8 protein-coding genes are annotated in these 13,471 nt (G+C 55.0%); 3 read left to right on the forward strand and 5 right to left on the reverse strand.

Features of this window, described 5'->3' with window-relative positions; genetic code table 11:
- Window positions 1-481, forward strand: a 481-nt coding sequence (locus R6U41_RS11185; RefSeq protein ID WP_410269919.1) for a trimethylamine methyltransferase family protein, incomplete at its 5' end; no start/stop codon positions are given.
- 272 nt (window positions 482-753) lie between these two features.
- On the opposite strand, the gene R6U41_RS11190 is transcribed toward R6U41_RS11185, so the two are convergent.
- Genes R6U41_RS11190 through R6U41_RS11200 form a run of 3 tightly spaced genes read right to left on the reverse strand, consistent with a single transcriptional unit; the run spans window position 754 to window position 4,020 of the window.
- Complete coding sequence (locus R6U41_RS11190) at window positions 754-1,692, reverse strand: alpha-L-glutamate ligase-like protein (protein WP_410269920.1); 939 nt, start codon at window positions 1,690-1,692, stop codon at window positions 754-756.
- 1 nt (window position 1,693) lies between these two features.
- Window positions 1,694-3,208 carry an inactive transglutaminase family protein gene (locus tag R6U41_RS11195; protein WP_410269921.1) on the reverse strand — a complete coding sequence of 505 codons (1,515 nt, stop codon included), beginning with the start codon at window positions 3,206-3,208 and terminating at the stop codon, window positions 1,694-1,696.
- Window positions 3,205-4,020 carry an ATP-dependent zinc protease gene (locus R6U41_RS11200; protein WP_410269922.1) on the reverse strand — a complete coding sequence of 272 codons (816 nt, stop codon included), beginning with the start codon at window positions 4,018-4,020 and terminating at the stop codon, window positions 3,205-3,207. Before R6U41_RS11200 ends, R6U41_RS11195 begins: the two co-directional genes overlap by 4 nt.
- An 84-nt stretch (window positions 4,021-4,104) precedes the next feature.
- Here R6U41_RS11200 and R6U41_RS11205 point away from each other — a divergent pair, with 84 nt between their 5' ends.
- Window positions 4,105-5,847: a sigma 54-interacting transcriptional regulator gene (locus tag R6U41_RS11205; RefSeq protein ID WP_410269923.1), complete on the forward strand. Its 1,743-nt coding sequence runs from the start codon at window positions 4,105-4,107 to the stop codon at window positions 5,845-5,847.
- Between the two features lie 426 nt (window positions 5,848-6,273).
- The gene (locus R6U41_RS11210; RefSeq protein WP_410269924.1) at window positions 6,274-7,875 is read left to right on the forward strand and encodes a long-chain-fatty-acid--CoA ligase; all 1,602 of its coding nucleotides are present in this window, start codon (window positions 6,274-6,276) and stop codon (window positions 7,873-7,875) included.
- Window positions 7,876-8,536: 661 nt separating this feature from the next.
- On the opposite strand, the gene R6U41_RS11215 is transcribed toward R6U41_RS11210, so the two are convergent.
- Together R6U41_RS11215 and R6U41_RS11220 are read right to left on the reverse strand one after the other, a co-directional pair.
- On the reverse strand, window positions 8,537-12,064 hold the full coding sequence (locus tag R6U41_RS11215; RefSeq protein WP_410269925.1) for an AAA family ATPase: 3,528 nt from the start codon (window positions 12,062-12,064) through the stop codon (window positions 8,537-8,539).
- On the reverse strand, window positions 12,061-13,323 hold the full coding sequence (locus R6U41_RS11220) for an exonuclease SbcCD subunit D (RefSeq protein WP_410269926.1): 1,263 nt from the start codon (window positions 13,321-13,323) through the stop codon (window positions 12,061-12,063). The genes R6U41_RS11215 and R6U41_RS11220 overlap by 4 nt, the downstream gene beginning before the upstream one ends.
- Window positions 13,324-13,471: the final 148 nt, after the last annotated feature.

Raw genomic sequence — 13,471 nt, forward strand, 5'->3', positions numbered from 1 at the left:
AATCGAAGCCTCTTTGTCGCTTCATTCGGCCATGCTCAGCGGGCCCAGCCTCGTCCATGACGTGGGATTTATGGAATCGGGCATGTGCGGGTCCCTTTTTCAGCTGGTTCTGGCTGACGAAATCATTGCAAAAAGCCAATACATTGCCAAAGGTGTATTGGTGGATGAGCAGACCCTGGCCAGGGAAGAGATAGAGGCCGCAGGTCCCGGAGGCGATTACCGAAAGGTCAAACAGACCACGGACAAACTGGCGGCGTATGGATTTGTCAGGCCATTTGCATCATCAGACAAGCCGGAAGCCGCTTTTTCATGTCCTGTATCAAAATCCATGTCCGAGCACATCGTCCAGCGCACCCAGCAGCTTGTCCGACAGACCCGGAGCCCGGCAGACACTATTTCCGATTCGGTGCGCATACAGATCCAACAGATCCTGGATACGGCCAGGGCCCGCACCGGAGGGTTTTCCGAAATCGGGAGGTGAGTAGACCGGCTTTTTGCAAATCAAAGGACGTTCCAAGGGAGCCCAAGGTCGGGATTCGGTTTTTGAAGCGACATTGAGCGTTTACGGAAAAATTCAGCAAATGCCGGAGCAAAGAAATTTCAAGCTGTTTGAGGCCGACAGGCCGAGTTCTTGAAATTTCAGCGAAGGCATTTGGTGAATCCGTAAACGCTCAGGAGCGAAAAAACTGAACCCGACCTTGGGCTCCCTTCCTGACAAATATCAAGATATGTAAAAAATTTTTTACGCCGCCATCAAAATTCCTTCATGGCAAATTCCACCCGCTGCTTCGCACGAGGGGAAAAATCCGGATCCAGCGCCTCGATTTTTTTCAGGCGGGGCAGCAGGCCCGCACCGTTGGCCACCTGGATGGAAAGCCCGGGCCGGGCGTTTAGCTCCAAAAGCATGGGTCCGGCGTTTTTGTCCACCACCAGATCGGCACCGATATAGCCCAGCCGTGTGATTTCATAGCTGCGGGCGGCCAGTTCCAAAAGATTTTTCCAGTCCGGAATGGCAATGGTGTTTAAATCAATGCCGGTATCCGGATGCCGGATGATGCGCTTTGAGTATTGAACCGCGTGCAGGCACCGGCCTGTGGCAATATCGAGGCCCACGCCCACAGCACCCTTGTGCAGATTGGCTTTGCCGTCGGATGCCCGGGTGGAAAGCCGCAGCATTGCCATGACCGGATATCCCCTGAAAATGATGACCCGGATGTCGGGCACCCCCTCGTAGGACAGTTTTTCAAACATTTCAGATGGTTGGATCAAATCCTCGATAATGGCCACATCCGGGGTGCCGGCCAGGGAGTAAAGTCCGGCCAGAATGTTGGACAGATGTCTTTTCACCACATGGATGTCGATACTGCGGCCCGAGGATTTGACAAACAGCTCGCCGCTGCGCTCTTTGATGACCAGAATGCCCTTGCCGCCCGAACCCTTTGACGGCTTGACCGCAAAACCGCTAAGATTTTTGACCATGCCCGCAAAGGTTTCAATTTCATACTGGTATCGGATCACCCCCCGCAGCCGGGGGGTTGCCATGTGGAATTTTTCCGCCTGCAGCTTGGTCTTGAGCTTGTCATCCACAAGTGGATACCGGCCCCTGGAGTTATACCGGCTGATATAGGCCACGTTCCTGCGGTTCATGCCAAGAAAGCCAAGCCTGCGTAAAGATGGCGGAAAAATCCACATTTTACCCGCTGTTCCTCATTACCCCAAAGCGTTTGAGCTCGGTGAGTTTGTAGCCGGTGTACTGGCCCATGGTCAGGATGCCGGCCAGCAGAATCAGGTGGACTTCCGGAAAATTAAAGGTCAGATGCCGGACAATGGGCATGCGCATGCACAGATAGGCCAGCACGGCCACGCTGAGGCTGCCAAGGCCCTGGATGAGCACTTCCCGGCTTCCTTCCTCTTCCCAAAGGATGCTCATCCGCTCAATGGTCCAGGCAATGATGATCATGGGAAAGAAAGTAATGGTGAGCCCGAGATTCACTCCCAGTTCATAGCCGATCACACTGATCATGGAGGTCAGAAAAATCACCAGCACGATCAAAGTCGAAATCCGGGCCACCATCAGCAGGTTGAGCCTGGACAGATAGCCCCGCAGCATCAGGCCGAGGGCCACAATAATGACAAAGGCGGCAATGCCCTGTACCAGCTGGGTCTGGAGAAACGACAGAGCGATTAACACCGGCATGAAGGTCCCGGATGTGCGGATGCCGATGACAATGCGCATAAACGTGATGATCAGGGCACCCACCGGCAGCAGCAAAAGCAGCTTGAAAACACTTTGCTCTTCAATGGGAAGCGAATAGAGGCTCAGACGGGATAGTCCACCATCGTGGAACTGAAGCCGGGCCAGGTCCATTGCCGGAAGGGTTTGGCGGATCATGGAAAAATGGATTTCAGAGTTGCTGCCGCCGGTTACATCCAGAAGAGACTTTCCGGACCGGTGCCATAAAAGCATATTTTCGGGCAGCCCGTGGCTGCCGGTTTGCGGATCCACCGGCACCCAGCGGTCCTGGTCAAACACTTCCAGAATGGGTTTCAAAGACTGGTATCTGCGGGCATCCTGAAGTTCCAGACCCATGGAGACACGTGCGGCAATCCCTGCGTGATTGAGCAGGCGCATCAGAAGTTCGGGAAGGGGATACTGGCTTAGCAGCAGGGAGGCGTTCTGATCCGGCTCTGAAGCATTGAGCTGCTTGATCAGCTCCCTTGCAAAGCTAATCGGCGTACTGGATTTCTCCCAGGCCTGTTCTTCGAGCTGGTGGGCTGCTGTTGCCTGCAATGGGTCCCAGTAGACGGTTTCGGGTTCCGGCGGCTGCTTTACCCTGGATTCTCTGCCGGCATCCGGCTCCGGGGTCATCTGGACCTTGTAATACAGGGTCTGATCACCCCGGGCCCCGCGCCGGGTCCATTCCGCCCGGCGTCCGGTCGAAGTATCCACAATAGAAAATCCATAACCCGTTGATGCGGCCTGTTCGGACACCTGGGCAAATCCCGGCGGGCTGCCGGGCAGATCCAGGTTTACCTTTACCGGTTCGCCCTCTGCCACAAAGTCGATTCTGGCCTCGATATGCCAGACCGGACGTGTCCGGCCCGGTACCAGGGGGATATCCAGGTTTACATGTCTCAGCCAGCCAAGGCCCAGACCCGTTAAGACCAGAATCAGGACAACAATGTAAAAAGCGGATTTGGACTTCATTTATTTTTTTTTTCGCTGGGTTTTTCTCCTGCAAGAGGGGCGATGAATTCCTTGGCAACATCGACAATCATGAGATCGCGCAAAACATTTCTGCCGATCAATACCTGATAATCCAGGTGGGAACGGTTTTCAAGGGTGAATTCTTCAATTCTTTTGGTCCCGCCGATTTGAAACTGCAGCTCTATGACCGGGCGTCTGGTGGTTTCTTCCGTGGATGCCTGTACAATGCGAACGTGCCGCACAACCGGCTTTTCCACCTCGTACAAGGTTTCCTTCTCCGGCTCCTGGATCTGGAATTTGACCCAGCGATCGCCGTCTCTTTCAAATGTTTCAATATTGCGGGCATCCAAAGACGAGGTGGTGGCGCCGGTATCAATGCGGGCGTGAAAAACCCGGCCCGGAGGGGTGAGCCGGACTTTCTCCAGCCTTCCGATCAACAGTTTGTCCGTGCCGGATTTCTCCAGTACAGGCCTGGATACGGGCTGGGGTTTTTTGGCGCTTTCAAGAGCTGTGAGCTTGTTTTTTGTCTCATCGTGCACCCGCAGCAGCTGCTGTTCAAGCCCCTGCAGCGAATTTTCGTGCTGTTTCATGGATTGTGCAAGAAATTGTTTCTGATCCCTGCACTGATCCAGAAGCATGTCGGTTTTTTCAGTCTCCAGATCCATGCGCTGTTCCAGCAGCGCGAGCCTGTTGCTGACCGCAGACAGATCCTGCCGTTTGATGATAAAACTGTCGGAACCGCACCCGGCTGCAAAACAGATCAGCAAAAACCCGGTGAGCAGAAAAACAAAAATGCGTGCTGCCCGTTTCATGATACTTCCTTTCTATCCGCAAGCCACTTCAGGCAATGATTGAAAAAAAACAAACTATGTGATCTATATAGAATTATGAAGTCAATGGCAAGAAATTCAGACGCTGTGCATCAATGGTACCGCCGGGTCTTTGAAAAATCCGGGGCGGCATCCATTATCATCGAGCCCGATATGACCATTTCCATGGCAAATGTGGAATTTGAGAAATTAAGCGGGTTTGCCAGGGAGGAGATCGAGCACCGGATGAAATGGAGCCGGTTTATTGCCCCGGAAGACCTGGATAAAATGGTTTCTTATCATCACGGACGCAGGCGCCGGGAGTCTTTGGTTCCGGATGAGTACGATTGCCGAGTGGTGAATCGTTCCGGGCAGGTTCGCGATATATGGATCAAGGTGGCCATGCTGCCGGATGGAAAACGCTCCATTGCTTCTTTTATGGACATTACAGACCTCAAAACCGCCCAGCGGGAACTTCAAAGAAGCCAGGCATCCTTAAACGGGGTAATCGAAGCTGCAGGAGGGTTGATTTACGCTGTTAGCAAGGAATACCGGATCGTGTTTTTAAACCGGAGCATGAGGGAAAAAATCGGCCATAACGCCACAGGTGAGATATGCTACGCCATTTTCCACGGCCGGAATTTGCCCTGTACCAATTGTCCGGTTCATGCGGCATCAGACGGCCATCCGGTAAGGCGGGAGATCCAAAGCGAGCTTGACGACCGGTGGTATTACGCCGTAACCCGACAGGAGGTTGATCCGGACAAGAGGGTTTTTACCGTTGAAACCCTGATGATTGATATTACCGAGCGAAAACAGGCCGAAGAGGCCCTGGCCGCCCAGGCCGACCATTTCCGGCAGGAAAACCGCAGCCTCAGAACCGGAATGAAGGAGCGGTTTCGTTTCGGGGCCATTATTGGTAAAAGCCATGAAATGCAGGCCATTTATGAAAATATCGTTCATGCCGCGGCCAGTAGTGCAAATGTGATCATATACGGGGAATCCGGCACCGGTAAGGAACTGGTGGCCCAGGAGATCCACAATGTGGGCAACCGGGCAGAGGGGCCCTTTGTGGTGGTCAATTGCGGAGCGATTCCGGAACATCTGCTTGAAAGCGAATTTTTCGGGCACAAAAAAGGGGCTTTTACGGGTGCGGATCGCGACCGGGCAGGGCACTTGCACCAGGCCCACGGCGGCACGCTGTTTCTGGATGAAATCGGGGAGATCACCCCGGCCATGCAGGTCAAGTTATTGCGCGTAATCGATGGAAAAGGTTTTTCCCCGGTCGGGGGAGGGGAGGTGCGAAAACCCGATATCCGAATCATCGCAGCCACAAACCGTGATTCTGAATCCCTGGTAAGGCAGGGGCGCATGCGGGAAGACTTTTTTTTCCGCATGCACGTGATCCCGGTTTACATGCCCCCGCTGCGGGACAGAAGGGAGGATCTGCCCCTGCTTGTGGATCATTTCCTGAATTTGTATGCCGGATCAGGAAATGGGCCCAAGCTTACCGGCGCCATGCTCGATGCCGTGTATGCCCACCACTGGCCGGGAAACGTCCGGGAATTGCAGAATGTGATCCACAGATATTTCACCGTCAACCGGTTTGAACTGCCCGGGGCGCCTGACCCTCAAAAGCCTGCGAAAGAGATGTTTCAGTCAATTCCGGATCAGCCGGCAAACCTGAAAGAAGCCCTTCTGGACATGGAAAAAAAGCTGATTGTCTCCGCCCTGAAAAAGCATCGCTGGCGCAGATCCGACACTGCCGCGGCCCTGGGAATCAATCGCCGCACATTGTTTAAAAAAATCCAACAACACGGGATCAAATAGCCCGATTTTGGGGCTGATTGGCCTCAAAATATTTTTAATCTTTAAAATCAAACCATTATTTTCCTAATGCCTTTGTTTTTGGGGTTCTTTGACCCCAGGGTGTTTTGCCTGCACACGGTATTCCGGATAGCCCTGCCTGTTGTTAATCCCCTTTATTCTCAGCCGTTCCATTGATTCAAATGTAAACGGCATGCTTCTTGCTTTGGTTGATCTGAATTGTGCATTTTCAATTTTCAAAGCCAAAAATGATGGCACCGTAAAAAGTCTTATTTCAGATGGCGCCGTAAAACTTCAAGATCAAGGCTTGCGCAATTTCGAAGAATGCAGCGTAGTTAGCCGTACGTGAAATTCTGAGAAATTGCGCGTAACGCAGATATTGGACTTTTACGGCGCCATCAAAAATGAATCAAACAAGGAGCTTTTGTTATGACACCGGTGAATTACGATGTGCTTACCCCTGTTCAGTTTCTGGAGCGGAGCGCTGTGGTGTATGCGGACAACATTGCAGTGGTCCACGGACAAACCCGCCGCACCTATGAACAGTTCTACAGCCGCGTGCGCGACCTTGCCGCGGCCCTGGCCGATGCGGGCATTCAAAAGGGAGACAAGGTGGCCTTTATCAGCCCCAATATTCCGCCCATGCTTGAAGCCCACTTTGCCGTGCCCATGATCGGCGCGGCCCTGGTCTGTGTCAATATCCGGCTTTCCCCGAAGGAAGTGGGCTATATCATCAATCATTCCGAATCCCGGATCGTTTTTGTGGACAATGAATTTGCCGACCGAATCGAGCCGGTCAAGGAAGAATTGCCCCATGTCAAGCGCATCGTCAACATCTGTGACACAAGCGATGAGATGCCGCTTCCGGGAACGGATTATGAATCGTTTCTGGCTTCAGGTGCGGGCAAACTGGCCCCGTTTTTGGTGGAAGACGAGCAGGAGGTGGCCACCATCAATTACACCAGCGGCACCACGGGCTCGCCCAAGGGTGTGATGTACCATCACCGTGGGGCTTTTTTAAACGCCATGGGAGAGCTCATTGAATTCGGCTTAACCCCGGAATCCAACTACCTGTGGACCCTGCCCATGTTTCATTGCAACGGGTGGTGTTTTCCCTGGGCCGTGACCGCGGCCGGCGCCACCCATGTATGCCTTCGGAAAGTGGAGCCGGAAACCATTTACAACATGATCGGTTCCGAGCAGATCACCCATTTGTGTGCCGCACCCACGGTCTTGATCGGGCTTTCGGCTTATGCCGAACAAAACAGCATCAAGCTCGACCATCACCTGGAGATCATGACCGCGGGTGCACCCCCGGCCCCCCAGGTGATTTTAAACATGGAAAAGGTGGGCGCCAACATCACCCAGACTTACGGTTTGACAGAAGTCTATGGCCCGCATTCCATCTGCAAGTGGCAGGACAGGTGGAAGGACCTGGACCCCGAGGAGAAAGCCAGGATCAAGGCCCGGCAGGGAGTGCCTTACGTGCATGCCCTGCACATGGACGTGGTCGATCCAGAGACCATGACCTCGGTTCCCCGTGACGGTCAGACCATCGGCGAGATTGTCATGCGCGGCAACAACGTGATGCTTGGTTATTACAAGGATCCCCGGGCCACCCGCGTGGCTTTTGCCGGCGGCTGGTTTCACTCCGGGGACTTGGCGGTGACGCACCCGGACGGATACATACAGATCATGGACCGCAAAAAAGACATCATTATCAGCGGCGGGGAAAATATCTCCACCGTTGAACTGGAAAATACCATTTACCAGCATCCGGCTGTTATGGAGGTGGCTGTGGTCTCAACCCCGGATCCCAAGTGGGGCGAGGTGCCCAAGGCCTATATCACACCGCGCCCCGGTGCAGAACCCACAGCCGAGGAAATCATTGATTTTTGCAAGCAGAACCTGGCCCGATTCAAGGCGCCCAAACACGTGGTATTGGGGGAACTGCCCAAGACGGCCACGGGCAAAATCCAAAAATACAAGCTACGCGAAAAGGAATGGAGCGAAACGCAAAAGACCGGCTGATAATGAATGCGCACAGGTGTCGGGGCCGTGGAAACGGCCCCGGTATTTGTGGGCAGACAGTGTTTTGCCCTCTTAAAGCTGATGGCACCCTAAAGAGCTTTTTACCGCGTCCGCTGTTTGTCAGGAAGGAAGCCCTGGGCCGGCGCCGGTTTTTTCGCTCCTGACCGTTTCCGGGTTTTTTCCATCCAGCCCCGGGCAATTTGAAATTTTACTCGCTCCGGCATTGGCTGAATTTATCCCGGAAACGCTCAATGTCGCTTAAAAACCGACCCCGCCCCCGGGCTTCCTGGAAGGGTTCTTGCCGGGCCAGCCCACGGGATCGGGCATGAAAACAATGCTTTTTAAGACTTGAATGTGTTGCTTCCGACTCCCTTGGTGTGAAACTTTGCACACAGTCGGCCATGATGCCGGCCCGGGGGTGGTTTGCGAGTCGCATTGAGCGCGCAAGCGGTCAGCAGGGAGCAAACCGCCACCGGGTCGGTATCATGCGAAAATTATAGAACCAAGTGCTAACAGCAACTTTTTGATGTTATTTAGAAGTGTTTCCCCAAGGCCGCAGCCCAGGACCGAACACTGCAAACAACTTTTTGCCGCATGCTTAAAAGCTTTGATTTTATTTTTTTGAACCTTTGAGCTTGAACCTTGAACTTTTACAGCACCATCAAAGCTGGTGGTAAATTATCCTGTCATCGGCCAGGCGCTGCCGGGCCAGGTCGATTAAATGGGCGTGATGGGTAAAAAAGATCACCTGGGTCTGCGCCGAGAGATCGGCAAGGATTTCCAGGGCGGCTGCGGCCCGGTCATTGTCGAATTTGATCAGGATGTCATCGACGATAAACGGCATGGGGCTGGTTTTTTCCATTGTCATTTCCAGGCCCGCCAGGCGCAGGGATAAATAAAGCTGGTCTGCCGTGCCGTCGCTCATGGCCCATACAGGGACCAGTTCGTGCTCTGCCCCGCGCACCCCGGTGATCACCGGACGGCCGGTGTCGTCAAATTCCGGGCGCATACCGGAAAACGCGCCGCAGGTGATTTTTGCAAACAGCTCCGAGGCCCGAAAGAGCATGGGGTCCTGGTTTTTTTCCCTGAACCGGTCAATGGCCCGGTCCAGCACCCGGATGGCAATCCTGACCCGGACGTAGTGGCGGGCATCCGGATCCAGGCGCCCCAGAATTTCCTGGCGCTTCTGGGCTAGTTCAGCGGCTTTTGCGCTGCCGTCCATTTTCGACATTTCATTTCCCAGGCTGCCGAGAGTCTCTGTAAGGCTGTCTTTCTGCTTTGTCAGCTCTGCAATTTTTTCATCATAGCGGCTGATTTCCGGTTCAATGGTATCTGCATCCACGGCCCCGGCCGCAGCCGTAAATTGCTCCACCGTGGCCCCGCCGGAAAGTTCCAGGATCCTTTGTTCAAGGGATTTTAACTCGGTTTCGAGCTGCCTGCGCTTTTCGGAGCGCTGCTCGGCTTCGGGCAGCTGCCTGTAATCCGTGCAACCGGCCTCCTCGCACATCCGCCCAAGACGGGTCTGCAGGGATTGGGTGTTTTTGCGGGCGGTTTCAAGGTTCTTTTTCTCTGCTGTCAGTTGTTTTTCAAGGGTGTTTTTCCGGGTTCTGTCCTCCCGGGCACGGGTCAGGCGGGCGTGGAGCTGCAGGACAATGTCTTCGGCCGCGCTGCCGGAAAGATCCGGGGCAACGGAATCTGTCAGGGCTGAGACCTTGCCGGAAAACGCCTCTGTATCCCGGTCTATGCCCTGGATTCGTTTTTGAAGGGTTTCAGCATTTCTGAGCTTTTCAAACAGGGTGCGCACATCCTCCATGACCGCTTCGGCTTCAGCCGGGCGGGAGTCTGCGGAAAGGCCCAGAGAAGAAACCGCTGCCGCCCAGCTGGCGCGCCATTTTTCAAACTCCTTTTGTCCGGTTTCAAGCCGGTTTTTGGCCGTAGCCAGTTCCTTTTTTCTGGCTGCGGCCTCGGAGTCAATTTTTTTATGTTCGGCAGCGAGATTTTTCTCATCTTCAATGATCTTCCGGGCCTGAAATACGAGCCGGCTTAAGGACAAGCCGGAAAAATCGGTTTGCGGATCAAGTTTTTTGAGTTCCTCTGCCAGGGCGGCCCGGCGGGTTTCGGTCTGGTTCTGCAGATCCCGTGCTTTTGCGCAGAGCTGCTCAAATTCGGACAAATCGTTTTTTAACACCACAAAATCCCGGGCCCAGCGCTCCATTTCCCTGGGGGTTTTCGGAGAGATCCCGGTTTCAGCCCAGAGATTTTCCCATTGACCGCGAAGGTTTTCAAGTTCGGCTTGTGCCTGTTTGTATGCCGCATCCAGTTCCGCCCGGCGGTTTTGTGCGGCCTGGTGGTCCGCAGCAAGCCTTGCATGCTCGGCCACCCGGTCGGCCTCCCGGCGCAGGCGGTCTGCAAGTTCATCTGCGCCTTTTACATGGTATTCAAAGGCGTCGGCCAGAATGGTGCAGTTGTCTGAGAGGCCAAGGTATTCGGAAATCGCCTGCTCGTCCGGGCGGCCGCCTTCAAGCCGGGTGCGGACAAGCTGCCAGCCCTGATCCCTTCGGGCCCGGGCGGTGTTCAAGTCAGACTCGGAGGGTACGGCCTGGGCCATCTGCCCGGCCTTTATGCGGGTTTCGGTTTCCCGGAGATGCTCCTTTATCTGTTGGTCCTCCCTATCCAGTTCCCGGGCGCGGGTTTGAGCCTGATCAAAGCTGTCTTCATAAACCTGGATGGTTTCTATTGCAGGGACCGGCAGTTTCTGGAGCTCGCCGGCGGTTTTTGCGGAAAGGCCCATCTGCTGCATCCGGTTTTCCGAATTGGCCTTGCGGGCATCCATGCCGGCAAGATCCTGCTTATTTTGTTTTTCCAGGGGCGCGTATTCCAGGGCTTCTGTCAGCACGGCCTCCAGGGCCGCTATGGATTGCGGGTCCCGGGGGACGGAAAGTTGCTGTTTTTGTTCTTCAAGGTGCCGGATCTCCCGGGTTATTTCCGGCAGGGTCTCTTTAGCACTTTCCATTCGGGTTGTGATCTGCTCATATTCAGAGGAAAGGCGCCGGATGGCCGCGGCCTGTTCCTTTTTGATGCGCAGTTGTTCGGCGTCTTCAAGGCTTAAATCCTCTGAGAGGTTGCGCAGAATTTCCCGGCATTCGCCCAGCAGCGCAGAGCGCCGGGTATCGAGGCCCACCCGGTCGCCTTCGGCCTTGTGCTGGCTGCCAAGCTGCTGATAAAGCTCTTCAATGAGTTCGGCGTTGGCGATAATTGCATCATCGGGCAGCAGCCCGGCCATTTCCTTTTCAATGGTGGAAATGGCAGTCTCCGCGCGCTCGGCCTCCCTGCGGGCCATGTCGAGTTTAGACACAAGATCCCGGCGGGTTTCGGCAAAATCGGCTACCAGCACCGGGGTGTTTTCATATCGGGCCAGCAGGTCTGTGACTTCCTGCCGCCGGGCAATGACAGGCAGGGCCTGTCTGATTCTGTCCAAATGATGGCGCGCCTTTTGGTTTTCCCGCAGTTCGGCTTCAACCCTTTGGCGGTTTTCCCTGGCCTGCCGGTACTCCTTTTCAAGCCCGGTCCACCGGGTGCCGGGAAGCATGGTCTGCTGAAGCTGTTTTTCAATGTCTTTTAACTGCAATAACGCGGCATTGATGGCCGGGTTTTTGCCAGATGGCTTAAACAGATTTTCAGCTTCGGCCTGAAGCGCATCACGGATTTCTTTTAGCCGCACAATGCCGGATCCGGCCGAAAATACGAGCTGGCCCAAATCCCCGCCCCCTGAGACAATCTGGCGGCCCCCGGTCACCAGGTCGTCATAGCCGATACCGAACATGGTGGCAAAGACATCTGCATCCACGTGGTTTAAAAAACCGGCCAGAACGCTTTCCTTCACCACGGTCTGATCGTCTGCCCCCCGCAGGGTGTTGGTCCGGCCCTTGCGCCGGACGATGTCCAATCGCTGCCCGTTATCTGCGCACAGTGTTGCGCCCACGCGCATTTTGGCATAAGGGTGGATGAAGCTGTCGGCGCTTCGTTCGTCAATTCCGTAGAACAGGGCGCGCAAAGCCCGCAGGGCCGAGCTTTTGCCGGCTTCGTTGGGGCCGTAGACCAGGTGAAGGCCGCGGCCGGCCCCGCTGAAATCAAGGCAGGTGTTTGTAAACGGGCCAAATGCAGTCAGGTGAAGGGCTTCGATTTTCATGATTTTTCTCCTTTGCCCATCAGCCGGCCCATCAGTTCCGGCTGGACATGCTCCAGAAGGTCCTTGATCCAGTCCGGATCATCGCATTTGATGCCGTCCGGGCCATGTCTGAGCTCTATGGGCAGCTTGCGGCAGAAATCCGAAAGCTCACTGCCGAGGGCTGTTCTGGCCTCGGGGTCGTCTGCCAGGTCCTCAAACAGGGATACAAGTTCTTCCATGGCCCCGCCTGAAGGCGGATGGTCAATAGTTTCAGGAAGGCGGCAGAAAAACCGGATTTTTTCCACCCACACACGGCCTGCACCGGTTTCAATGGCCGCGGCCCGGATTTCGCCGGTCCAGCGTTCCGGGTCTGCGGCCAGTTCGCCGGCAGCCTTTGTTTCACCATTGATTTCCACCCGAACGGCCAGGGGCATGGCATTGTTTTCCGAAATCACGGTTTCCAGTTGGCCGGCAAACGCGCTGATCACTTCACGGGCGTCGTGGCTGCCGCCCGCGTCTACAGAGATCAGGCACCAGCGCACCACGTCAGTGGGAGTAAATGCAAGGTCAATATCCGTGCTGTCTGTTACTGTCACCAGAACGCAGCCTTTGGGCCCGGCCTCCCGGATATGCCGGCCCTGGGTGTTTCCGGGAAACACGATAAAGGGCTCCCGGTTCAATACCTCGTGATCGTGAACATGGCCCAGGGCCCAGTACTGATATCCTGTTTGCGCAAGCCGGGCAGGAGAGCAGGGGGCATAGGCTTCATGGCCGGGTCTGCCGGTGGCGCAGGTATGGAGCATGCCGATGTTAAACCGGCCGGGCAGGGGGGCGGGATAGTCTGCGGACAGATCGTATTTTTCCGCGGGTGCGGTAAAACTTCTGCCGTGGATGGCCACGGCCGGATCATCCATGGTTGCGGTTTCCGCCCGGTTGGCGGCAAACAGGGTAACGTTGTCGGGCATGCGCAGCGAGCGGGTGATGGTGCTGGCAGCATCGTGGTTTCCGGCTGTCACAAATACCCGAATACCGGCTTTTTGCAGGCGGACCATCTGGTTGATAAAATACAGGCCGGTGTTGTAATCCTTCCAGTCCCCGTCGTAGAGATCTCCGGAAATCAAAACAAAAGACACTTTTTGCCCGAGCGCGAGTTCCACCAGGTTTTCAAAGGCCCTGCGGGTTGACAGCCGGAATTCCTCAACAGGGGCCCCGTCATAAGCCTCGAGTTTGTGCATGGGACTGTCGAGATGAATATCCGCAGCATGGATAAAGGTAAACATAAGCGGGAAATTCCTTTTTATTTGACTGTGGTGCATTCATAAAACAATACATAAGGGCAAATATCCCGGCAGTAATTATGATCGATCTGGTCAAAGATCGTCGCCAGGGCCTCTCCGTGCCGGGCGGTGAGACCGGCCTGCCTGACCA

Origin of the sequence: Desulfosalsimonas sp. (genome assembly GCF_046483245.1) — a bacterium.
Classification (GTDB): domain Bacteria; phylum Desulfobacterota; class Desulfobacteria; order Desulfobacterales; family Desulfosalsimonadaceae; genus Desulfosalsimonas.

Coding starts and splice junctions, on each gene's coding strand:
- R6U41_RS11190 (WP_410269920.1), bottom strand. CDS start 1,692: ATGTGGATTTTTCCGCCATCTTTACGCAGGCTTGGCTTTCTTGGCATG.
- R6U41_RS11195 (WP_410269921.1), bottom strand. CDS start 3,208: ATGAAGTCCAAATCCGCTTTTTACATTGTTGTCCTGATTCTGGTCTTA.
- R6U41_RS11200 (WP_410269922.1), bottom strand. CDS start 4,020: ATGAAACGGGCAGCACGCATTTTTGTTTTTCTGCTCACCGGGTTTTTG.
- R6U41_RS11205 (WP_410269923.1), top strand. CDS start 4,105: ATGGCAAGAAATTCAGACGCTGTGCATCAATGGTACCGCCGGGTCTTT.
- R6U41_RS11210 (WP_410269924.1), top strand. CDS start 6,274: ATGACACCGGTGAATTACGATGTGCTTACCCCTGTTCAGTTTCTGGAG.
- R6U41_RS11215 (WP_410269925.1), bottom strand. CDS start 12,064: ATGAAAATCGAAGCCCTTCACCTGACTGCATTTGGCCCGTTTACAAAC.
- R6U41_RS11220 (WP_410269926.1), bottom strand. CDS start 13,323: ATGTTTACCTTTATCCATGCTGCGGATATTCATCTCGACAGTCCCATG.